This is a genomic window from Dyella sp. 01N448 (assembly GCF_056399225.1).
Genome location: NZ_JBFTQX010000003.1, coordinates 126596 through 150454, shown reverse-complemented (window position 1 = coordinate 150454; position 23859 = coordinate 126596). Strand labels below are relative to the sequence as shown.

The window sequence follows — 23859 nt, the reverse complement described above, 5'->3', positions numbered from 1 at the left end:
CGGAGATAGCCATGAAGCCTTTGATAGTCGCTGTGTCTCTCACGACGTGCCTGCTGGCCGCCTGCACGATGGAGCCGGCGTATCAGCGCCCGTCCATGCCCGTGCCCAACCGTTTCCCCGAACAGGCAAGGACCACGCAGTCCTCCACAACGTCCACGCCAGCGCCCGCCATGCCTGAACTGGAATGGCGTGATTTCTTCAAAGACCAGGCGCTGCAGCGCTTGATCGAGATCGCGCTGGACAACAACCGCGACCTGCGCATCGCCGCCGCCAACATGGCCGAGGCGCGCGCGGGCTATGGCGTGGCGCGTGCAAATCTGTTCCCCGAGATTGATCTGCAAGGCTACGCCGGACGCCAGCGTTTGCCTGGAATGACGCAACAGCCGAGCAACGGCTTGCTGGGCCCGATCCAGAACAACCGAACCACCGCCGCCTCGTTCAATACCTTCCAGGTACAGGCCGGCATGACCAATTACGAACTCGATTTCTTCGGTCGCCAGCGCGCCATTGCGCACGAGTCGGGCAAGCTGGCAGAAGCCAGTGCTGCCGACTATCAGGCCGCCCGCATCGCCGTGATCGGTGAAGTGGCGAACGCGTATCTGGCACTCAACGCCGATCGCGCCCTGCTGCAACTGGCCCAGCAGACGCTCGCCGCGCAGCAGCAACACGCGCAGGTGATGCAGAACGCATTCAGAGATGGCGGCGTGTCGGAGTTCGACATGCGCCGATCGCAGACTCAGGTCAGCGCTGCCCAGGTGGATGTCGAAGATGTGCAGACCCGCATCGCCAAGGACATCAATGGCATAACGGTGCTGATCGGCCAGCCGTTGCCGGCTGGTTACGGCACACCGAGCCAGTGGCAGGCGCCTCTGTTGACCGACGTCCCGGCGGGGCTCCCCTCGTCATTGCTTGATCGCCGCCCCGACATCGTCGCAGCCGAGGATCGCCTTCGCGCAGCCAATGCCGACATCGGCCGCGCTCGTGCCGCCTTCTTCCCGAATATTGCGCTGACCGCTGCGCTCGGCGCCTTGAGCGGCGGCCTCTCCAACCTTTTCTCGGCCGGCTCGCTGGCGTGGAACGCCGGAGCTTCGGCAGCCATGCCCCTGCTGGACTGGGGCAAGAACAAGAACGAGCTCTCCGCCAGCAAGGCCCGCTACACCGGCGCCACGGCCGCCTACGAGGGCGCCGTCCAGCAGGCCTTCCGCGAAGTAGCCGACGCGCTGGCCGTGCGCGACCACATCGTCCCCGAACTCAAGGCCCAGCAGGAGCTGGTCGACCAGTCGCAACGCGTCTATGGCATCTCGCAGGTCCGCTTCAAGGAAGGCATGGACGACTACATCGCCACCCAGGACGCCCAGCGTTCACTGTATGCCGCCCAGCAAAAGCTGGTCGGCCTGCAACTGGACCAGGCGGTGAACCAGGTCAACCTCTATAAGGCGCTTGGCGGCGGCTGGAATGGCGGCCGCGGACAGACGGCCGGGGTTGCCCGGGCACCCTCGCCACCAGCGGCAACGGCCAGCGCCCGGTGAATTCAACAGCTCCTGACGGCGGGAGGCGGCGCCGCCCTTGCGTATCGGCGCCAGCCCCTCCTGCGCCTTGTTCCTGAATCGTCACGAATTTTCCGCTAGACTGACCATTCCGCCCGAGTTCGGGCTGCATCCGCACGAGTAATGAACGAGGACCCTGGCAGTACCAGCGGCCCGGCCCACCGCAGTTGGTGGGATCGACTGGGCCACCTGTTTTCTGGCGAGCCGCGCAACCGCAAAGAGCTCATCGACGAGCTGCGCACCGCCCAGACCAACGGCCTGATGTCGATCGACACCCTGACCATGGTCGAGGGTGCGATCAAGGTCACCGAGCTCAGCGTGGATGACGTCATGATTCCGCGCACGCAGATCGTGATGCTCTCGGCCGAAGCGCCGCTGCGCGAGATCCTCGAGACCGTCGTCGAATCCGGCCACTCGCGCTTTCCCGTGCATGGCGAAGACAAGGACGACATCCTCGGCATCCTGCTCGCCAAGGACCTGCTGCGTTTCGTTGGCAATGGCGATCATTTCGACATCGCCAGCGTGCTGCGCCCGGCCGTGCTCATTCCCGAGTCCATGCGCCTCAACGTGTTGCTGGCCGAGTTTCGCCACACGCGCAACCACATGGCGCTGGTGGTGGACGAATACGGCGGCGTCGCCGGACTGATCACCATCGAAGACGTGCTCGAGCAGATCGTCGGCGAGATCGACGACGAGCACGACGATGAGGAAGAACCCACGCTGATGCACGAGCAATCGGGCGGCGGCTGGGTAGTCAGCGCGCTCACCCCGATCGCCGATTTCAACGAACAGACCGGCGCCAACTTCTCCGACGAGGAATTCGATACGGTGGGCGGCATGTGCACCTCCGAATTCGGCCACCTGCCGGAAGTGGGCGAAGAAATCGCCATTGGCGACTACCTGTTCCACGTCACCGAAGCGGACGATCGCCGTGTCCAGGCGTTCCGCGTGATTCGCCAGGAAAGCTGATCGTGCATCGTCGTGGTGGAACGTCGGCGTCGCCGCGCCTGAGCCGTTTTATCGCCAGCGTGGCCAGCCTGATGCTGTGCTGCCTGCTGCTGTGGCCGTCCCACGCGCGTGCCGGCGTCGCCAATGCACCGGGCAGCAACCTCGACGTGTCACTGATCACTTATGGTCCCGGCGACACGTACTGGGAACGCTTCGGGCACGACGCGATCGAGCTGCGCGACAGCGTGAGCGGCGAAGCGGTGACCTTCAACTACGGCGTGTTCGACTTCGACGAAAGCGGCTTCCTGCTGCATTTCGCGCAAGGCCAGATGCACTATCTGATGGACGCCGCGCCGTCCGACGTCGACCAGCACTACTACACCGAAGTCGGTCGCTCGGTCACACGCCAGCGACTGGCTTTCACGCCGGCCCAGGCGGCCGACATGCGCGACTACCTGCTGTGGAATCTGCAGCCCGAGAACGCGCGCTACGACTACGACTACTACGTGCGCAACTGCGCCACCCGCGTGCGCGATGCGCTCGACAAGGCTCTCGGTGGCATCCTGAAGCCGCAGCTCGAAGCGCGTCAGGGCGGCATGACTTATCGCCAGCAGACTGCGCGCCTGATGAGCCAGCAGGCGTGGCTGATGCTGATCCTCGACCTGGGCCTGGGCCCCTACGCCGACCAGCCGCTCAATGCCTGGCAGGAAGCGTTCCTGCCGATGGAACTGCAGCAGGCAGTCAACCACGTCACGGTGAAAAACGCCGACGGCCACGCGCAGCCCCTGGTGATCGACGAACAGGTGCTGTCGCCCAATCGTCTTGACGCGCCGCCGGCCTCAGCACCCGATCTTCGTCTGCCGCTAGCCTTGGCTGGGCTGATTTTTGCGGTCGTATTGATCGCCGCCTACCGTTTTGCACCGATCGTCGGCGCCCTGCTCGGCTCGCTCTATCTGCTGCTGGCCGGCTTCGTAGGCATCGCGCTGCTGATCCTGTGGACGCTCACCACGCACCACTCCGCATGGGCCAACGCCAATCTGCTGCTGTTCAATCCGCTGGCCCTCCTGCTGCTGCCGGCCTGGTGGCGTTCGCGCAAACACCTCGCCGCTTCGCGCTTCGCCACGGGCGCGATCATGCTGCAGCTGCTCGCTGTGCTGATCGCCTGCCTGCTGCACGTGCTGCCCGGTGTAGTGCAACAGAACCAACCGTGGCTACTCTTTGCGTTGCCTATCTGGTTGGTAACGGCCTGGTGCATGCGTCGACAGCAGGTGGCCAACGTCGCCACGGTGTGAACCGTTGTCGTTGCCCTGTCTTCCATCCCGGCGCATCATTTGCGCATGGATATGACCACCGCCAAACCCGCTGGCCTCACCCCTGCTTCCTCAATGGTCGTCAACTGCGTTGCCTATCGCTTCGACGGGCAACGCATCGGCGACATCAGTGTCGATGACATCAGCGAAGTACTGAAGCAACCGGACACCTTTGTTTGGGTCGGCCTGCACGAGCCCGACGAATCGCTGCTGCACAAGCTGCAGGAGGAATTCGACCTGCATGATCTTGCGATCGAAGACGCCCAGGCGGCACACCAGCGCACCAAGATCGAAACCTATGGCGACTCACTGTTCGTGGTGGTGCAAACCGCGCAGCTGGTGAGCGGGCATCTTGCCTTTGGCGAGACGCATGTGTTCCTGGGCCAGCGCTATCTGGTGACGGTGCGCCATGGCGCCTCGCTCTCGTACGCCCCCGCCCGGCGCAACTGCGAACATACGCCGGACCTGCTCGCGCTGGGGCCAGCCTATGGCCTGTATGGCGTGCTCGACTACATCGTCGACAACCTGCTGCCCATCGTGCGCGACTTCCGCGAGGAGCTGCAGGAGCTGGAGAAGGACATCTTCTCGGACACGTTCAGGCGCAGCACGATCCGCCGCCTGTATGACATGCAGCGCGACCTGATGACCTTGCGACTCGCCGTGGCGCCGATGCAGGACATCATCAGCCAGCTGGTGCGGCAGCATCCGCAGCTCATACCGGACGAACTGCGGGCTTACTTCCGCGACGTGTACGACCATGTATTCCGCGTCAACGAGTCGATCAGCGCCATGCGCGAGATGCTCGCCGCCGCCATCAACGTGAACCTGTCGCTGGTCACGTTCGGCCAGAACGAAGTGATGAAGCGCCTCGCCGGCTACGCAGCCATGCTTGCCGCCCCGACGCTGATCACGAGCTGGTACGGCATGAACTTCGCGCATATGCCGGAGCTCAGCAAACCGTGGGCGTACCCTGCCATCATTGGCATTGTGGCGGTACTGGTAGGCAGTATTTATTACGTGCTCAAACGAAGCAAATGGCTCTAAGGAATCGCTTTCCGCGCTTCGCCTGTCCGATCAAAGCGAGCCGCCGCAGCAGCCTGCGCCTTGACCAAAAAGTCGTACTACCCTATCGCCGTTAATACGATGCCGCCAAACCGGGATAGTTCCGGTTGTCTTGAGCACCCATCTTCCGGGGAGATCCATGCCCGTTTCCATACAACTTAAGCGCCTAAAATCTGCGCTTCGCCGGCATGTATTGCCAGAGGCAGAACGGCAGCTTCTGGCTACCGGCAAGCTGCTGTCCGACAGCGTCAGGGCCAAGAAGAATATCCAACGCCTGGAAGATGTCGAATTCAGGATTTTCTCGCAGTGGGGTGACGACGGAATCATTCAGTGGCTCACCGCCCACCTCAATTTTCCGTCCAAAACATTTGTCGAGTTTGGCGTCGAGAATTACCGCGAATCCAACACGCGATTCCTGATGATGAACAACAATTGGTCCGGCCTCATCATGGACGGAGGAAAACAAAACATCGAAGAGATCATCGGATCGGAGTACTACTGGCGATACGATCTGACGGCCAAGGAGGCATTCATTGATAGGGAGAACATCAACGAATTGCTCAGATCATCCAGACTCCCAACCGATATTGGCCTGCTCCATATCGATCTTGACGGAAACGACTACTGGATCCTCAACGAGATCGATGCCGTGGTGCCAACGCTATTGATCCTTGAGTACAACAGTGTGTTCGGGTTGGACCGGGCGATCACCGTTCCGTACGACAAGTCGTTCCAACGATCAAGGGCACATAGCAGCAATCTCTATTTCGGCGCGTCGCTCAGAGCCCTTCATCAGCTCGCATCTGCCAAGGGCTACGCCTTTGTCGGATGCAATAGCGCAGGCAATAACGCTTACTTCGTCAAGAGAGACGCCCTCAATGCGACCGTATGTGAGATTCCGCTGGAGCAGGGTTTTGTACTCTCGAAGTTCAGAGAGAGCAGAGCCCCCGATGGGGCACTCACCTACTTGAGTGGCGCGGACAGACTTCTTGCCATCAAGGGACTTCCAGTCTTCAACACGGATACTGGGCAGCTGGAAAAACTCTGATCCAGCAATGCTGCATCAGGAGCATCGCGGCGAAACGACGCCAATAACGGCCCGGCGTCGCCGTATGACACCGACGCCAGGCAAAGGTCCAGGAACAGCTCAAAGCCCCCGCTGCACGCTGCAGCGGGGGCTACCGATCAATGAGACGACGCTGGGGTTTGCTCAGCCGTCCACTGCTTCAACCATGCATTGACCGACTCATGCCACTGCACGCTGTTCTGCGGCTTGAGCACCCAATGGTTCTCGTCCGGGAAGTGCAGCAGCTTGCTCGGGATGCCGCGACGCTGCAGCGCCGTGAAGGCGCCCAGGCCCTGCGTATCGGGAATGCGGAAGTCCTTGGCCGAATGCACGACCAGCATCGGCACGCGCCAATCCTTGACGTGGTTGACCGGGTTGAACTTCTCGTAGTTTTCCGGGTGCTCGTACTGCGTGCCGCCGTTCTCGCGCTCTTCGAACCACAGCTCTTCGGTGTCGTAATACATGGCACGCGCATCGAACACGCCGTCGTGGTCGACCAGGCATTTCCAAGGCTGGTTCCACACGCCGGCGATCCAGTAAATCATGTAGCCGCCGTAGCTGGCGCCCAGCGCGCAGGCGCGATCACCGTCGAGGAAGCTGTATTTGGACAGCGCGGCGCTCCAGCCGGCCTTGAGGTCTTCCAGCGGCTTGCCGCCCCAGTCGCCCGAGATCGCATCGGTGAACGCCTGGCCGTAGCCCGTCGAACCGTGGAAGTTGATGGTGACCACAGCAAAGCCCTGACCGGCATACGTCTGCGGATTCCAGCGATAGCTCCAGCTGTTGTTCATCGCGCCCTGCGGGCCGCCATGGATGATGAAGGCCACCGGATACTTCTTGCCGGCTTTGTAACCCACCGGCTTCACGACATAGCCCTGCACCGTTTCGTTGTTCCAACCCTTGAAGGTGAAGAACTCCGGCTCGCCCATCTGGGTCTTCTTGAGCTGCTCGGCGTTGTAATGCGTGACCTGCTTGAGGCCCTTGCCCTGCAGGTCGGCAACATAGAGGTCCGCCGAGTGCTTCAGGTCATCGCGCTGCACGAGTAGCGACGACTTGCCCAGTGAATAGCCGCCTACTTCGCCGTTGCTGACCAGAGTGGTGGTCTTGCCGCTTGCCACGTCGACGGCAAACAGTGGGCGCTGCCCGTTGTCGTCGGCGGTGACATAGAGCGTCTTGCCATCGGCCGACACCTGCATGCCACCCGCGGAACGATCCCAGCTCGGTGCCACTTCGCGCTTCTGCCCGCTGGCAAGGTCCAGCGCCATGATGCGGAAGCGATCGGCTTCGGACACCGGCACCTTCATGGCGAGGTAGTACAGCGTCTTGCCATCTGGCGACGGCACCGGGAACGCGTCCCACGCCAGGTTCTCGGCCGTGAGGTTGCGCGGTGCGGCGGAGCCATCGGCCGGCACGCTATAGACATCGAAATTGGTCGACCACGGCTCGCTGTTGCCGGCGATGCGCACGTCGAAATACACGGTCTTGCCATCGGGCGAGAAGCTGAACTCGCCATCATCACCGAACGGCTTGCTCGGCACATCGCCATCGATGCCACGCGTCAGCAGCATGGGTTGCGCCGTGGGCTGATCAAGATCGGCGATGTAGAGCTGCGCGCGACGACCGTCAGCCCAGGTATCCCAGTGACGCACGAAGAGCTTGTCGTAAACCGTGCCCGAGGCCTTGTCCTTGGCGCGGCCGTCCAGACGCTCCTTGGTGCAGGCCAGATCGGTGCAGTCGGTGAACACACCGAAGGTCAGCAAGGCTTTCTTGCCATCGGGCGAAAGCTTGTAGCCGTCGACATCGATGGGCGCGTGCGTCACCTGCGCTGCCGTGGCCGATGCGCCCAAGGGGCGACGCCACAACTGCGAGACGCCATCTTTGTCGGCAACGTAATAGATGGCCGAACCATCGGGCGCCCAACGCGGCGAGGACGCTTTTTCCACCAGCTTGACCGGCGCGCCCCCCTTGGCCACGTCAAGCACATAAATCGAAGTGACGCCCTTGTTCGCTGCGTAATCCGTGGCACGCACGGTATAGAGCGCCTGGCGACCATCCGGCGACAGCTGCGGATCGCCAACGCGATCCATCATCACCAGATCGCGGATAGTGAAAGGGTGGGTACCGTGGTTTTCGACCTCAGCCGCAACGGCAGAAGGTCCGGCCAACGCAAGCGCCAGCGCGACAAACAAGGGTTTCATTGGGTGGGGTTCCTGGGTGTTGCGAAAGCGGTGACGGTACGAGTCGACGGGGGTCCGAGGCAAGGCACGGTGCGGCATGGGGAGCCACAGCAGCGAGGCGAACAGGTAGCTGGTCGGACCGCCAGCCTCGAACGTAGCGCTCTCATCGCCCCCTTGGCAGCCTGAAAGTTGGCGAAAACACCTCGGAAAGCGCCCGTCAAAACCCAAGGGAAGTGACCATCCCGAGCACTTTGAGACGGGGGTCTCACAAATCAACTGACGTGCAACGTCACTTTCTGCCCCGCTTTAGCATGCCGATCCACCGCAGCGAGACGGGCTCGACAATCCTGCAAAAAGCCTGATCCAATCAGGTTGCCGGGTCTCGTGACCCTATGCACAATCCACACACCCGCTACCCAGCGGGGACCTGCCAAGTGGCACAAGTGGCACATAACGTGCTGCAATTGCCGCGAGCTTCCTGGTCGTTCCAGGCCGCAGTAAGGGGGTCCGTTCCCGCCTAGGGGGAATCGGGACCGGGGCTCAGGGGGCATTACCGGTTAGCTAACCAAAAACAGAGGAACCACCATGAAGAACGTGCAGAAGGGCTTTACCCTGATCGAATTGATGATCGTCGTGGCGATCATCGCGATCCTGGCTGCCATCGCCATCCCGCAGTACCAGAACTACATCACCAAGTCGCAGTTCTCGGAATCGCAGACGATTGCTGACGGCCTGAAGACGCCGGTCGTCGAGTATTTCAACCAGACGGGCTCGTGCCCGACCAACGGCACCACCGGCTTCTATCTGGCCGGCAGCTACACTGGCAAGTATGTGCAGCAGACCGCCATCGCCGGTGGCAACGGCCCCTGCACGATCACGGCCACGTTCAAGTCCACCGGTTCCGTCTCGGCGCCCCTGAACCAGAAGACTGTCCAGCTGTCGGGCAACATCTCCAACGGTGGCACGATCGTCTGGACCTGCACCTCCACCGTCGATCCGAAGTATCTCCCGAAGGTTTGCCAGTAATAAGATCACTGCAGCAAATCTGCTGGATCGCGTATATGGACCCCTCCCGATGGAGGGGTCTTTTTCGTTTGGGTTACCAATAGTGAGACTCGAAGATCGTCCAGACTGGCCGGACAAGTACCCGCCGCAGAACACCAAAGTATCCTGATTACGCAAGGCCAGATTCGTGGGGATTTCCAATTACATGATCTTCGATCGCCCGGCCAAATCCACGCAAACGTGGTTGCTCTTGATCATGATACTGATCGTCTGCGCAGCACTTTACTGGCCGGCATTGCGGGGGCCGTTTCTCTTTGATGATTTTCCCAATCTATCGGCCTTGACCAGCATCGATCATGTGTCGAGCTGGCGCGACCTGGGCATCTATCTTTCTCAAGCAAGAGACCTGCCCGGCCGTCCGCTGGCCATGTTGAGCTTTCTTCCTCAACGAAGCGACTGGCCCGGCTCGCCGTTTCCATTCAAGTTGGTGAACCTAGCCCTGCATCTTGGGTGTGGCTTCCTCGTATTCCAGCTGACCAGGCATCTGTCCCGATCACTTGACCAGAAGAGCAATTCGCCGCGGCCCACGGAACAACATGAACTTGCCGCCCTCTTTGCCACGGCGGCGTGGCTGCTGAATCCCATGGAGCTCTCTGGCGTAGTGCTGGTAGTGCAACGCATGACACTGCTGATGGCGCTGTTCGTCCTGCTGGGCCTACTTGCTTACCTGCGCAGCCTTCTTCGCGACGATTTACCTGTATCCCGCCGTGCGGCATGGATGTTGACTGGCCTTGGCCTGTGCACGGTGCTGGGCATACTGTGCAAGGAAAACGGCATCCTGCTGCCCGTTTACGCGCTGGTGCTTGACGCAACGGTGTTGCGGGCTCAGGCACGCAGGCTACCCCGCCAACTCCAATGGCTGCGCCGTCTTTTGATATGGCCGGCCGCGCTCTTTGTGCTGGCCTACCTGCTGCACGCCGGCTACGTCGCCTGGGGCCAACAGTACATCCGCGATTTCACGCTGGGCGAGCGCCTGCTGACCGAGCCGCGCGTACTGGCCACCTACCTTGGTAACACCTTCTTTCCCCGATTCGGTGTCTACGGGATCTATCACGACGATCTCGTTGTTTCGCGTGGCTTGGCGTCGCCACTTAGCACGGCGCTTTGCTTCGCCCTGCTTATCGCTGGAGTGGCGACGGCCTTTTCCTCGATGACGCGCCGGCCGCTGCTGGCCCTAGCGATCCTGTGGTATCTCTGTGGGCATTTGATCGAAAGCTCGACCGTGATGCTCGAGCTTTATTTTGAGCATCGGAACTATGTACCTCTGATCGGCGTGATGATGGCTATTGGCATTGGGATGACACGGTTGGTGGCGGCCGCACCGCGAAGCCTCGCTCAACTGGCTTACGGAATCTGGTTGGTTGCCTGCTGCTTTGCAACAGCCTTAAGTGCACGTGTCTATGCGTCAGAAGACCTGTTGGCGACAGTGTGGGCCAATGCACAACCAGATTCTCTTCGAGCTCAAGGCTATCTGGCGGATCGCCTGTCCAAAAGCGGACACCTGGATCAAGCGCTACGCACCATTGATACGATAAAGGCGCGCCACCCATACAATGCTGGCCTTGAGGCCAACCGCATCTACCTGCTGTGCAGCCTGGGCACCCTCAGCAGCCACGACGTGGACGAACTAGATCGACTTCTGCGCACATCCTCTTTCGATCGCACTGCCTTCGAAAACATGGAGACATTGCGCATTCTGGCGACCGGCAATCAGTGCCCCGCGCTGAATAGTGACCGCTGGAAAAGCAGCGTAGATATCATGCTGGATAACCCTGCCTACCGTGATAATGCTGTTTCCGGCGGCATTCTTCACTACCAGAAGCACCTTTGGGCCGTGCAGCATGGCGATCTAGACATGGCCATTCGAGAACTGGACGCCACCTACCGGGCGGACCCCGACGCCAACATTCCCCGACTGCAGGCGAAATACCTTGCCAGTGCAGGCCTTCGTGAGCAGGCGATCGGCGTATTGCAAGACACCGACACCAGTCGCCTGCCACTGTTAAGACGTCTGTTGGTGGACGATAAGGCTGTCAATGCCGAAGTCATTGCCGAGATCAAGCGCATGAAGTGACCCTCACGGATGGTTCCGAGATGCGAGGCAGGCATCGGTCATCCATAATTGGGACACTACAGGGCGGCCGCCGCCCTCCAACCAACGAGCACTGGCTAACCACGCAATGTCATTTCTCAAGCGCTACGGTTCACGCGAACGCCTGCTCTTTGTCTTGGCCCTGATGCTGACCATGATCATCTATTGGCCTGGCCTTTCCGGTGGATGGCTGTTCGACGATTACCCCAACATCCTCAGCAATCATGCAGTGCAGCCAACGAAACTCGATTTTCGGGCATTGGTTCGTGCCGCGCTGTCGTCGCCAGCCAGCGAGTTCAAGCGGCCCCTGGCGTCACTTACCTTCGTGGTCAACTTTGCGATCAGCGGCCTCAATCCTTGGGGCTGGAAGCTAACCAATCTAGCCATCCACCTGTTGAATGGCATCTTGATGCTCGTGCTGTCCCGGTTGTTGCTTCTTCGGGTCGCAGCACTCTCCGAGTCAATTACCAAAGAACGGGCAAACGTCGTCGCGGCTCTCATAGCTGGCGCATGGATGATTCTGCCCATCAATCTCTCCGCAGTCCTCTACATTGTGCAGCGCGAAGAGAGCCTCGCGAATCTGTTTGTTTTGCTGGGTCTTATCGGCTATACCGCGGGCCGTATATCCATGCTCGCCCCGACCACACCAGACACCCATCCGAGTCGGTCATGGCGTGGAATCCTCGTTTGCGCCTTGAGCATTGTTGTGCCGACCACCGTAGGCGTGCTGGCGAAAGAAACGGCAGTACTCCTGCCTCTGTATGCGTTATGCGCTGAGTGGATTCTCTTCGGCTTTTCGGCACCATCGAGAGATCGTGCTGACGACCGCCAGACAAAACGGCCCTTCGATTGGCGCATTGGCACCCTGTTTGGCCTGACGTTGTTATTGCCAGCGGTGATTGGTATCGCGTGGCTACTTCCAGCTGTTCTCGATCCGACGAGTTGGGCAACGCGCGACTTCACGCTTACAACCCGCCTGTTGACGGAGGGGCGCGTCGTTCTGTCTTATCTCATTTGGACCGTGCTACCAACGCCACAGGCGCTGTCGTTCTACCACGACCAATATCAAGTCTCGAGCAGCTTGCTTGCTCCTTGGACCACTCTCGCCAGCATTTTGGCACTGTTGGTCCTGGCCGCGTTCGCCGTGCGTGTGCGTCGACGTTTCCCGCTGGTCGCGCTCGGGATCATGTGGTTTATCAGCGGCCATCTCCTGACCGGAACCATTCTCCCGCTCGAACTTGTCTACGAGCATCGAAACTATTTTGCCGGTTTTGGCATCATGCTGGTCATTGTTCCCCTGCTGACCGCGCCGGGCTCGTGGCGCTCTACCGGCAAGAGTTCGCCGAGGGGGGCACTCCCGCTCGCGATGCCACGACACATCCTTTTCGGCGGACTGGTCGTTTGCTGGTCAGCCCTGACACTCGTCACGTCATACGCCTGGGGAGATTCATTGCGGCAAGCGTCCGACTTTGCATCGCGGGCTCCCAACTCGCCTCGTGCCATGTATGAGCTTGGCCGCACCTACATTATCTACTCGAATTACGAACCTACTTCACCTTATCGGAGCTTGGCCTACGACGCGCTGGAGAAGGCTGCAGCCCTGCCAGAATCGTCGATCCTTCCCCAGCAAGCGCTGATCTTCATGAATTCACGCATGCACGTTCCGCTAGAGGATCGTTGGTGGGACAGTATGATTGCCAAACTCAAGGCAAGAAAATCCACGGTTCAGGATGAAAGTTCGCTTGAGGAATTGAGTTCGTGCCAGACCAACGGCGAGTGCGACCTGCCCAAGCAGCGCATGCTTGAGGCCTATCTGGCCGCCCTGTCCCATCCAAATCCGAGTGCCAGGCTATTGAACATGTACGGCATGTACGCCTGGGAGGTATTGGCCGACCACAACCTTGCCGTGCAGATGCTGCAAGATGCCGTCAACGCCAATCCAAAGGAACCGGCGTACCGAATCACTCTGGTTCGCATGCTGACCGACGCTGGACGCCTTGACGAGGCCCGTCAAGCATTGCGCGGCCTTCAGACATTCAACCTAGCCGGGCACATGGATGAGGGGATCGCCACCCTAAATGCACGTATCGCAGCAAAGCAGAAAGACGATGCGCCGCATGCGCAAAGCAACTGAGCTAATTGACTCAGGGCACCACCGCACAAGGCGTGCCACACCCACCCGTGTCCAAAGCCGTATTATGACCCCTCCTACGACTTGCAAATATCGCCAATGAAACGGGCTCTTATTTCGGGAATCACCGGCCAGGACGGCGCCTATCTTGCCGAGCTTCTGCTCGCCAAGGGCTATGAGGTCCACGGAATCAAGCGCCGTGCGTCGTCATTCAACACTGATCGAATTGATCATCTTTACCAAGACCCGCACGACGAGCATCGCCGGTTCTTTTTGCACTATGGCGATCTGACGGATGCGACCAACCTAATTCGCATTATTCAGCAGGTGCAGCCCGACGAGGTCTACAATCTCGGCGCTCAAAGCCACGTCCAGGTTTCCTTCGAGACTCCGGAATACACGGCGAATGCTGACGGGCTGGGCACGCTACGTATGCTGGAAGCCATACGCATCCTCGGACTCGAGCAAAAGACCAGGTTCTATCAGGCATCAACGTCCGAACTCTACGGCCTGGTTCAGGAAACACCGCAGAAGGAAACGACCCCGTTTCATCCGCGCTCACCCTACGGCGTGGCAAAACTCTACGCCTATTGGATCACTGTGAATTACCGTGAAGCGTATGGCATGTATGCCTGCAACGGCATTCTGTTCAATCACGAGTCGCCATTGCGCGGGGAAACATTCGTTACTCGCAAGATCACCCGTGCGATCTCGCGCATCCATCTTGGCCTGCAACAATGCCTCTATCTGGGCAACCTCGATGCCAGACGCGACTGGGGGCATGCTCGAGACTACGTAGAAGCGCAATGGCTCATGCTTCAGCAGGAGCAGGCTGAAGACTTCGTGATTGCCACAGGAATTCAGCACTCGGTCCGCGAGTTTATTGACAAAGCAGCGGGCGCTGTAGGCATCCAGATCGAATGGACGGGACACGGCGCGAATGAGCGTGGCATTGTGTCGTCGGCGCCAGCCGATTCAGCCGTACGCACGGGTCAACAGATCGTTGCCATTGATCCGCGCTATTTTCGACCCGCAGAGGTCGACACGCTGCTCGGTGACCCGACAAAGTCCAGACAAAAGCTGGGCTGGCAGCCGAAGACAGGGTTTGAGTCGCTGGTCCAAGAGATGATGCTCGTGGACTTGGACCTCGCCAAGCGAGATCTTCTGGTCAAACATGCCGGGTTTGTCTCGGCAGAACGTCATGAGTGAGGCAATCATGGACGCTCACGCCAGAATCTACGTTGCTGGCCATCGCGGGCTGGTGGGCTCGGCGATCGTGCGGCATCTGCTTGCAGAGGGCGCGGACCATCTGTTGCTGAAAACGCATGCTGAGGTCGATCTGACTCGGCAGGATCAAGTCGAGCGTTTTTTTGAGCGCGAAAAACCCGAATACGTTTTTCTAGCTGCCGCCAAGGTGGGAGGCATTCATGCCAACGCAACCTATCCCGCTGAGTTCATCCATCAGAATCTAGCCATCCAAACAAACGTGATCCATAGTGCATGGCGACATGGAGTCAGGAAACTCCTATTCCTGGGTTCGTCCTGCATTTATCCGCGAGACTGCCCACAGCCCATCAAAGAGGAATATTTGCTCACCGGTCCGCTTGAGACGACCAATGAGGCTTATGCCGTCGCGAAGATCGCAGGGCTGATGATGTGCCGTTCTTATCGGGAACAGTATGGTTTCGACGCGATAAGTGCCATGCCAACCAACTTGTACGGGCCTGGTGACAACTACCACCCCGAGAATTCGCACGTCGTTCCCGCGCTCATCCGCCGCTTTCATGAAGCGAAGCTTGTCAATAGCCCAGAAGTAGCCATTTGGGGGAGCGGGCGACCGCTTCGGGAATTTCTCCACGTGGACGATCTCGCGAGCGCAGCGGTGTTCCTGATGCGCCAATACGGCGGCCCGGACTTCGTCAACGTTGGCTCAGGGGAAGAAGTCAGCATTGCGGAGCTCGCGCGCACCGTAGCCCAGGTCGTCGGATACCAAGGCTCGCTGGCGTTCGACGACAAAAAACCTGACGGCACCCCGAGGAAGCGACTGGATGTGAGCCGCTTGTCCCAGCTTGGTTGGCGCCCCGGCATCTCGCTCCAAGAGGGACTTCAACAGACCTATGGGGCGTATGTGGGCTCATGAGTCCGAATGAGACTCCGCCCCCGCCAGCATCTAAGTTCCGGCCACTGGACCATCTCGGCCCCCGTGGCTTGCAAATACTTCGGACCAGTTTCTGGTCATTGATCGCCAAAGCCGCCGCGGCCGCAAATCTTTTTCTATCCGTTCCTTTTGTGCTCCATGCGCTCGGTCAAAACGAATTCGGCGTCTGGGCTACCCTTGTTTCGTTCATTGCCGTCTCTAACTTTCTCGATTTCGGCTTCGGCAACGGCACCATGAATCTCGTCGCAGCGGCACGTGGACGTGACGCGGGTCCTGAGATTCCAATCATCGTCCGCGAAAGTCAGCGCGCGCTCTTTAAAATTGCCGCCTATGTGGCAGTGATTGCTACCGCATTGGGCGCCTTTATGCCTTGGCACCGATTACTCGGTGTACCCGAGAGCATGGAGGGTGTCGCCAGGACGGCTTCGTTTATGGTTTTGTTGTCCGTTGTCTGTGCCATCCCCCTCAATATGGCGAATCGCGTGCAACTGGGACTCGGTCAAGGTGATCGGGCGTTCCGATGGCAAGCTGCCGGCCAGTTGACAACGCTACTTGTTGTGATCGTTGTCGCCACCCAGCACGGATCTCTCGTAGCGCTTACTGCTGCCACGGTCCTCACGCCACTGCTGGCCTCCGCTGGCAATCTGCTGTACTTACGGCGCTCCCTGCCTGCTGTATCTTCTGCGCCCTTGCCTGCCGCAACGCAAGACTACGCCACACGAATTCGCCGTGAGGGGCTTTCCTTCTTTGTACTGCAATTGGCTGCTTCTCTGGCCTTCTCGATGGATCTGCCCCTCATCTCTGCGTTGCGCGGACCCTCCGAAGCGGGCGTCTACGCGCTGGCACAAAGGCTGTTTTCCATCATTCCCATGACTCTGGCCCTTGTATGGGCGCCGCTGTGGCCCACCTATCGTCACGCGCTCGCATCGGGTGACCATCGATGGGTGTATCGAACGTTTAAACGCTCCGCGCTCGTGGCCGGTGCGTATGCATGCTGCGTCGGTATCGTGCTTGCGCTGGCTTACCAACCCGTCACGTCCATCTGGCTGCATCACCCAGCCCAGGCCTCTGCTTGGTTGCTGTTCGGCTTTGCCTTGGCCTGCGTGGTCGACGCCATCGGTACGGCGACGTCGACCTTGCTCAATGCGGCCAGTGTCTTGCGCTATCAGCTTCTTTTGGCTGTTCCCTTCTCGTTGGTAACCTTTACGTGCAAGGCCTACGCCCTCACACATTTTGGAGCGGATATGCTGCCGTGGATTACTCTAACGGTATACACGCTGCTCGTTCTCTTGCCCCTTGGGCTCAGAGTTGAGCATATTCGTGAAACCGTGGCGCAATCGCGATACTAGTCGGTCCTTTCGATTCGCAAACGCACTCGCTGGTCATTTCCATCTGTGCAGCCACTGATACGTACACAACGATTCACGAGTTCGAGCTATTTGAGTAACACGAATGAAGATCCTATACGACCATCAAATCTTCAGCCGCCAAAGCTACGGCGGAGTGTCGCGTTACTTCCATGAAATGGCCGAACGCATTCCCGCGATCTCTGGGGACGACGTCCAGGTATTTGCCCCGCTAAGTGTCAACCGATATGCGCAGCCGCGGGGCCTCCGTGTCAAGAAATTCAAGGGAGGCGCTCCACTCCTTGGACTCGTAAACGTGGCACTGGGAAAGGCAATCATCTCCCGCCGGACAGACGTGTCGATCTTCCACGAGACGTATTATTCGCGCCTGAATTACTCACCGAAGAATGCCCGGCGGGTCGTTACTGTCTACGACATGATTCATGAGCTTTTCCCGTCATCATTCTCAAAGTACGACCAGACGAGAGACGTGAAATTGCAGGCAGTCAAACGTGCCGATCACATTATCTGCATATCGGAGAGCACGCGCAGGGACTTGCTGCAATATGCAGATCTTCCTGAGTCCAAGGTCTCCGTCGTGCATCTTGGGCATTCCTTGGCTACACCATCCTTCAAGGTGACGCCCGACCAGGATCCATCCACGTCTCCGTATCTTCTTTATGTCGGTCAACGTGGTGGATACAAGAATTTCGATGGCTTCCTGCATGCCTATGCAGCATCAGCTGCGCTGCAAGAGCATTTCGCTATCGTTTGTTTTGGAGGAGGAGAGCTCACCCAGACGGAGCGCGCGCTTGCGAGATCTCTGAACATTTCGCCCGCCAAGATAATTCACAGGTCCGGCGACGATGCCCTACTGGCGCAATCCTACTCATCTGCCGCAGCTCTCGTGTATCCGTCGCATTACGAGGGATTTGGCATTCCGCCCATTGAAGCCATGTCTAATGGTTGCCCGGTGGTCGCATCAAACACAAGCTCGATTCCCGAGGTCGTCGGAAACGCCGCAGAGTTGTTCGATCCAGCCGATCCTCATGACATTCAAAAGGCCATTGAGCGTGTCGTTTTCTCTGCAGAGCGATCGAGACAGCTGGCATCAATGGGACATGAACGTATCAAGCAATTCACGTGGGATGCGTGCGCACTTGGCACGCTGAATGTCTACCGCCAGATTCTGGAGAGCTGAATTATGAAACGCGCCTTGATTTGCGGCGTCAGCGGCCAAGACGGGAGCTATCTGGCGAAGTTCCTGCTAGAGAAGGGATATCAAGTTTATGGCGCCTCTCGTGATGCGCAGATGGCAACTTTTTCGAACCTGAAAGCCGTCGGTATTCGCGACGACATCACCCTGTTGTCGGTTGCAGTTAACGACTTCCGCAGTGTTTTTCAGGCCATATCCAAGGTTCAACCTGACGAGGTCTATAACCTGTCCGGTCAAAGTTCCGTGGGTCTTTCGTTTGAACAACCCGTTGAAACGATGGAGAGCATCAGTATCGCCACCCTCAATCTGCTGGAAGCAATCAGGTTCAGTGGTAGCGGCATCAAGCTCTACAACGCGGGGTCGAGTGAGTGTTACGGCGCATCCGGTGACATGCCTTGCGACGAACTCACTCCGTTCCAGCCTCGCAGTCCATACGCCGTTGCCAAGGCCGCAGCCTATTGGGAGGTTGCCAACTATCGCGAGGCCTATAACCTATTTGCATGCACGGGCATCCTCTTTAATCACGAGTCGCCATTGCGGCCAGAACGCTTTGTCACGCGTAAAATCACGTCGGCAGCGTCCAGAATTGCACGCGGAAGCAAGGAAGAACTCAAACTTGGGAATTTGTCGATATCCAGAGATTGGGGATGGGCGCCAGAATATGTAGAAGCCATGTGGATGATGCTCCAGCATGAAAGCCCTGAGGATTTCGTGATTGCTACGGGCCAGAGCCATACGCTGGAGGAATTCGTCGATTTGGCTTTTGCCGAAGTTGGCCTTGACTGGCGTGAGCATGTACAGGTGGACCCCAATCTGTTCAGACCTACCGACCTCAAGCAAAGTTCGGCGTCACCAGGTAAGGCCAATCGCATTCTGCAGTGGCGCGCTCATCGCGCAATGAAAGACGTGGTCAAAGAGATGGTCGCCGCCGAGTTGAAACGACATTCCGATTGACACTAGCCCAGTTGAACCATTCACTCGCAGGAACGAAACGGCCCATGCGTCTGCTTTTTCTCAGCAAGCGCCACCCTCAGCAACGGGATCTCCTGCTCCGTCCTTACGGCAGGTTTTTCCATCTGCCCCGAGTACTGGCGGAACAAGGTCACCAAGTTGAGGTCTTGCTTTGCAGCCATCACAAGCTTCCGGAGGCCCGCAAGATCAGCGCCGGAGTGAAATGGACAAGCCTGGATGTGCGAACGCTTGGGCCTATGGGACTGTGGAAGAGGCTTGCAACCCACGTTGACGCGATGAAGCCCGATTGGATTATCGGCTGCTCAGATATCTGGTTCGGACTTTTGGCCAGGCAGCTCGCGAAGCGCAGCGGGGCCCGTCTGGCTCTGGACGCCTATGACAACTTCGAGGCGTATATTCCGTGGAATCTACCACTCCATTTTGCCTGGAGACGAGCTATCCGTTCTGCTGACCTGGTGACTGCTGCGGGGCCGCAACTTGCCCAACTATTACAGTCATATCGGCGAAAAGGAATCGAAGCGCACGTTGTACCGATGGCAGCCGATCCAGAGTTCGTAGAGAAAGACAAACATACGTGTCGCCTTGAACTGAACTTGCCTGTGGATGCACCGCTCTTTGGATATGTGGGAAGCTGGTCAAAGAATCGAGGAACAGATGTACTCATTCGTGCGTTCAGAAAGACCCTCACGCACGAACCACGAGCCAAACTAGTCGTTAGCGGCAAACCCCCTGCCCACGTGCTCGAAGAGCCGGGGGTTATCGCTACGGGCTACCTCACCGATGAGCAGCTGCCGATCCTTCTCAACGCGCTCGACGTGGCGTACGTCATCACTGCTGACACCAGCTTTGGGCGATATAGCTATCCGGCAAAGCTCTGCGAAGCTATGGCTTGTGGAGTGCCAGTTGTCGCGACTTCGACAGAGCCTGTGCGCTGGATGCTCAAAGACAACGCCGTGCACATCGCCCCGGTCGGGAACGCACATGCGCTTTCCGAGCTCACGCTGGCCCTGTTGAAGAACACCGAGACAAGCTACGGCAACCTGCCCAGTTGGGACAAAAGTGGTCGGCAATGGCACGACCTGCTTGTCGAACGAAGCCCCTGAGACTTCAACAGATCTCTTCGTGCTGAACAGCCTCGCAGGACTGGGCCATACGGCGAACGGAATCCCGTGCAGATCGCTAACTGGGCGGGTCGTGGCTTTTTGCGCGAACATAAACGGCGGGTCACGGAGACTACCCACACTTCTTGTCAGCGGTCACACCAAGAAGTAATTCACCGTACCGTTGACTGACAACGTCCCAGGAAAAGTGTTGCTCAACATGGCGCCGCCCGGCCTCGCCCAAAGCAGCGCGCTCCGCCGGATCGCTCAACAAGCCGACGATACACTGCGCCAGCGCCGCGTGGTCAGGCGCCGACACGACCCGTCCTGTCTGGGCATTGACCAGATCTCGCACCGCCTGCACGTCGCCGACGATGGCTGGGCAGCCACACGCCATTGCTTCAGCAACAACCAACCCCAAGCCCTCTTGATCGCCGCTGGCAGCCTCGACGAATGGCGCGACGAACAAGGTCGCACGCCGGTAGTGGCCGGGTAATTCGGTTTGCGGCAGCGCTCCGAGAAATCGAACATGACGCTCTATTCCCAGACCGCGGACCTGTTGCTGCAGATGCTCCCCCTCGGGACCAGCACCCACAATGGATAACATCACTTGGGGGCACCGGGCCGCAATTTGCGGCAACGCCTGAATCAAGTGCGTCAAACCCTTCTTTTCAACTAGACGGCCGACAAAGAGCAACTCGCTGTCCCCGCGATCCGCACCCGGCGTAAAGCGGTTTGCGGTATCCACGCCCATGGACAGGACTGATACGTGACTATCCGGCACTTCGCACAGCAAGCGATTTCGCATCGCTTGACTCACCAGGGTGATAGCCGACGCACGGCGGACCACCCATCGACGAAGGTGTGCGAAAAGGGGCCCCTTCAATGCGAAAAGATCCGCCCCATGCGCGGTCACCACCCACGGCACGTTGCGAATCGCAGCCGCAGCGATCAACCCTTGAGGCAATAACCAGTGTGCATGCACCACCTGCGGATGAAGCTTCCGCACCAGCGCACGAGTGAAAATGTATTGCGCGAGGACGAACCCCGGCACCAACAGCCACTTCCAGCGAGAGCGGCGCACATTGGCCAGCATTCCGCCGTCATTGACCAAGACCTCCCAACGTTCAGGCGCATAGCGATAACGATGCACATGCACGCCATCCAACTGGTCTCGTATCTTCGCCCCTGGCGCATGAGGGCAAAGCACGTGCACTTCGAAACGATCAATCAAGCGCCGCGCCAACTCATGTACGAAGGCCGGCTCCGGATCATTCGCCCAACGCGGATAGGTAGATGTGAGTACCAGCAGGCGCGGCCGTACTTCCATATCTACTTAATCGCTCCGACGGTACGTCAATGAGGTGATCTGCTCCGATACCAGTCCAATGAGAAACACGATTACCGCAGCACTCCACATCAACGTACTACCGTTGGTCAGGCGTCCATACGAAAGGAACGTACGCGTATAGTTCGCGCAACCCAGGACAAAAAATACCGCACTTGCTGGCGCAAACAGTTTCAACGGCGAATACAACGTCGCAATCTTGAAGATGATCAAGAGGAAGCGGATTCCATCCTTGATCGGCTTGATGTGACTCTTGCCAATGCGCTGCGCGGCCTTGATCGGGACATAAGCCACGGGGTAAGCACTGCGGAAAAAGGCCATGGTGCTGGTGGTGGGGTATGAAAAGCCGTTCGGCAGCAAGTGCAGAAATTCGCGGAACTTGTCCGCGCGCACGGCGCGGTAGCCGGAGGTCAGGTCGGCCACCGTATGGCCGGTCATGCGCGTGGCCAGCCAGTTGTAAATGGTATTGGCTACGCCTCGTCCCACGCCGGCCTGGCTGCTCCAGTCGCGGGCGCCTACGACCATGTCGTATCCCTCTCCCAGCTTTTCCAGCAAGCGCGCAATATCGGCGGGGTCATGCTGTCCGTCACCGTCCATGAAGACCAGCATGTCACCGGAGGCCGCGCGCGTACCGCGCTTGATGGCTGCGCCATTGCCCATGGAGTAAGGCGAGGATAGGCAGGTCACCCCTGCCGCGATACAGATGTCGCGTGTATCGTCAGTCGAACCGTCGTCCACCACGATGATTTCCGCCTCCGGCTGGGCTAGTCGCAGGCGAGGTAACAGGCCTTTCAGGGCCGCCCCCTCGTTTTTGGCAGGCAGGATGATGCTTAGGCGGCTCAAGAGCGTGTCCCCGGAAGTGAAGCGGCATCATAACCTGAGCTCCGCTGCGTTCAGCAGCAGATGGCGACCAGCGCGAATTTGCGGGCGCTGCATCACATCACTCCCAATGTGTTGCCGGTGTCTCAGGCGCGGATGACTGACCGCACCGCATCGATCACGCGTTCAGCATCCTCATCGGACATGGCCGGAGAAAGCGGCAGGCTCACGGTCTGGCGCCCCAGGCGCATGGCTTCCGGCCATTGCTCGGGGCGCCAGCCGAAGCGTTGCTGGTAGTACGGATGCTCGGGCACCGACAGGTAGTGGACGCCTGTGCCGATCCGCAGCGCGTTCATGGCCTCAAGAAAACTGTCGCGGTCGATGCCGCAGCGCAGGGCATCGATCATCACTGTATACAGGTGGTAGCCATGGCGCGTTCCATCCGCCGGTGCGGCCGGAAGCCCGATCGGCAGGTCTGCCAGCGCGTCGTCGTAGTACTGCCACAACTGCCGACGACGCCGCCAGTTGTCTTCGACCCGGGCCAGCTGGTGGATGCCGATGGCCGCCTGCAAGTCCATCATGTTGTACTTGAAGCCGCACTCGACCACCTGATAGTGCCGGTAGCCCTGGTCGCCGAAGCGATGCCACGCGTCCTTGCTCATGCCGTGCAGGGCCAGCACGCGGGCGCGGGCGATGCGTTCCTCGTCACGCCCCAGGATCATGCCGCCCTCCCCCGTCACCACGTTCTTGGTGACGTAGAAACTGAAGCAGCCGAAATCCCCGAAGCTACCCACGGGCTTGCCCTGGAACTCGCTCTCGATGGCATGGGCGCAGTCTTCGATCACCACCAGGCCGTGCTTGTCGGCGATGGCCATGATCCGGTCCATGGCGCAGGGCCGGCCCGCGAAGTGGACCGGCAGGATGGCTCTGGTTCGCGGGGTAATGACCGCCTCGATGGCGTCCGGATCGATGTTCTGCGTGACAGGATCGACGTCGGCGAGCACAGGCGTGAGCCCCGCATGGAGAATGGCGTTGACCGTGGCGCAGAAGGTCAAAGGGGTGGTGATCACCTCGCTGCCCGGCTCCAGGCCCGCCGCCACCATGCTCACGTGGAGAGCCGCCGTGCAGGAGTTCACAGCCGCCACCTGGGAGGGCCGGGCCTGGCGCCATGCGGCAAAATCCCGCTCGAACTGTGCAACCCGTGGACCCGTCCCCAACCAGCCTGAGCGCAGGCAGGCCTCGACTTCGGCGATCTCAGCCTCTTCGATCTGGGGGGCACCAAAGACGAGAAAGGGCCGCAGGGGGTCAGGATGTGTCACAGGTAGCGCTTTATGGGGACTGGCGGCATTTCTATCCCAATGCCACGGCCCGGTCTACGGACAAAACCGGCGAGGCACGTCTGTTGCATGTCCGGATGGCGCGCCCGATTCAGGCTGGTTCTGTGCGCCCGGTCACCCCGAGGCTTTCAAACCCTGAGCCGATGGGATGACCAACCCCGTCAACTG

General features: G+C 59.4%; 18 protein-coding genes. 14 read left to right on the top strand and 4 right to left on the bottom strand.

From position 1 onward, the window contains the following. Nucleotides 1-11: 11 nt before the first annotated feature. From AC1DKY_RS04740 to AC1DKY_RS04720, 5 genes are all read left to right on the top strand, one after another. Nucleotides 12-1529, top strand: a complete 1518-nt coding sequence (locus AC1DKY_RS04740; protein WP_441602566.1) for an efflux transporter outer membrane subunit — start codon at nucleotides 12-14, stop codon at nucleotides 1527-1529. A 141-nt stretch (nucleotides 1530-1670) separates the two neighbouring features. Beyond that, complete coding sequence (locus tag AC1DKY_RS04735) at nucleotides 1671-2516, top strand: HlyC/CorC family transporter (RefSeq protein WP_441602565.1); 846 nt, start codon at nucleotides 1671-1673, stop codon at nucleotides 2514-2516. Nucleotides 2517-2587: 71 nt separating this feature from the next. Continuing rightward, nucleotides 2588-3787 (top strand): lipoprotein N-acyltransferase Lnb domain-containing protein, encoded by a 1200-nt coding sequence (locus tag AC1DKY_RS04730; protein ID WP_441602694.1) that lies wholly within the window; start codon nucleotides 2588-2590, stop codon nucleotides 3785-3787. A 45-nt stretch (nucleotides 3788-3832) separates the two neighbouring features. Beyond that, complete coding sequence (gene corA / locus AC1DKY_RS04725; protein ID WP_441602564.1) at nucleotides 3833-4849, top strand: magnesium/cobalt transporter CorA; 1017 nt, start codon at nucleotides 3833-3835, stop codon at nucleotides 4847-4849. 157 nt (nucleotides 4850-5006) lie between these two features. Next, nucleotides 5007-5915 (top strand): hypothetical protein, encoded by a 909-nt coding sequence (locus AC1DKY_RS04720; RefSeq protein ID WP_441602563.1) that lies wholly within the window; start codon nucleotides 5007-5009, stop codon nucleotides 5913-5915. Between the two features lie 137 nt (nucleotides 5916-6052). On the opposite strand, the gene AC1DKY_RS04715 is transcribed toward AC1DKY_RS04720, so the two are convergent. Beyond that, nucleotides 6053-8128: a dipeptidyl-peptidase 5 gene (locus AC1DKY_RS04715; RefSeq protein ID WP_441602562.1), complete on the bottom strand. Its 2076-nt coding sequence runs from the start codon at nucleotides 8126-8128 to the stop codon at nucleotides 6053-6055. A gap of 564 nt (nucleotides 8129-8692) precedes the next feature. Between AC1DKY_RS04715 and AC1DKY_RS04710 the strand changes: the two genes are divergently transcribed. From AC1DKY_RS04710 to AC1DKY_RS04670, 9 genes are all read left to right on the top strand, one after another. After that, the gene (locus AC1DKY_RS04710; protein WP_441602561.1) at nucleotides 8693-9133 is read left to right on the top strand and encodes a pilin; all 441 of its coding nucleotides are present in this window, start codon (nucleotides 8693-8695) and stop codon (nucleotides 9131-9133) included. A 184-nt stretch (nucleotides 9134-9317) separates the two neighbouring features. Next, the gene (locus AC1DKY_RS04705) at nucleotides 9318-11246 is read left to right on the top strand and encodes a hypothetical protein (RefSeq protein WP_441602560.1); all 1929 of its coding nucleotides are present in this window, start codon (nucleotides 9318-9320) and stop codon (nucleotides 11244-11246) included. A gap of 106 nt (nucleotides 11247-11352) precedes the next feature. Further along, a complete protein-coding gene (locus AC1DKY_RS04700) occupies nucleotides 11353-13398 on the top strand; it encodes a tetratricopeptide repeat protein (RefSeq protein ID WP_441602559.1) in 2046 nt (681 codons plus the stop codon). A 96-nt stretch (nucleotides 13399-13494) separates the two neighbouring features. Further along, the gene (gmd, locus tag AC1DKY_RS04695) at nucleotides 13495-14604 is read left to right on the top strand and encodes a GDP-mannose 4,6-dehydratase (RefSeq protein WP_441602558.1); all 1110 of its coding nucleotides are present in this window, start codon (nucleotides 13495-13497) and stop codon (nucleotides 14602-14604) included. Next, nucleotides 14597-15535: a GDP-L-fucose synthase family protein gene (locus AC1DKY_RS04690; protein WP_441602557.1), complete on the top strand. Its 939-nt coding sequence runs from the start codon at nucleotides 14597-14599 to the stop codon at nucleotides 15533-15535. The genes gmd and AC1DKY_RS04690 overlap by 8 nt, the downstream gene beginning before the upstream one ends. Beyond that, nucleotides 15532-16902: a lipopolysaccharide biosynthesis protein gene (locus AC1DKY_RS04685; RefSeq protein ID WP_441602556.1), complete on the top strand. Its 1371-nt coding sequence runs from the start codon at nucleotides 15532-15534 to the stop codon at nucleotides 16900-16902. The genes AC1DKY_RS04690 and AC1DKY_RS04685 overlap by 4 nt, the downstream gene beginning before the upstream one ends. Before the next feature lie 103 nt (nucleotides 16903-17005). After that, a complete protein-coding gene (locus AC1DKY_RS04680) occupies nucleotides 17006-18100 on the top strand; it encodes a glycosyltransferase family 4 protein (protein ID WP_441602555.1) in 1095 nt (364 codons plus the stop codon). 3 nt (nucleotides 18101-18103) lie between these two features. After that, nucleotides 18104-19069, top strand: a complete 966-nt coding sequence (locus AC1DKY_RS04675; RefSeq protein ID WP_441602554.1) for a GDP-mannose 4,6-dehydratase — start codon at nucleotides 18104-18106, stop codon at nucleotides 19067-19069. 44 nt (nucleotides 19070-19113) lie between these two features. Beyond that, nucleotides 19114-20190 carry a glycosyltransferase family 4 protein gene (locus AC1DKY_RS04670; protein WP_441602553.1) on the top strand — a complete coding sequence of 359 codons (1077 nt, stop codon included), beginning with the start codon at nucleotides 19114-19116 and terminating at the stop codon, nucleotides 20188-20190. Nucleotides 20191-20320: 130 nt separating this feature from the next. Here the strand turns inward: AC1DKY_RS04670 and AC1DKY_RS04665 are convergent, their stop codons facing one another. The 3 genes from AC1DKY_RS04665 to AC1DKY_RS04655 all read right to left on the bottom strand — a co-directional run bounded on the left by AC1DKY_RS04665 (nucleotide 20321) and on the right by AC1DKY_RS04655 (nucleotide 23673). Then, the gene (locus AC1DKY_RS04665; protein ID WP_477179883.1) at nucleotides 20321-21517 is read right to left on the bottom strand and encodes a glycosyltransferase; all 1197 of its coding nucleotides are present in this window, start codon (nucleotides 21515-21517) and stop codon (nucleotides 20321-20323) included. 6 nt (nucleotides 21518-21523) lie between these two features. Continuing rightward, nucleotides 21524-22378, bottom strand: coding sequence for a glycosyltransferase family 2 protein (locus AC1DKY_RS04660; protein ID WP_441602551.1), 855 nt, complete (start codon nucleotides 22376-22378; stop codon nucleotides 21524-21526). Nucleotides 22379-22500: 122 nt separating this feature from the next. After that, entirely contained in the window at nucleotides 22501-23673 is a 1173-nt protein-coding gene (locus AC1DKY_RS04655; protein WP_441602550.1) for a DegT/DnrJ/EryC1/StrS family aminotransferase, read from the bottom strand. Nucleotides 23674-23859 lie beyond the last annotated feature (186 nt).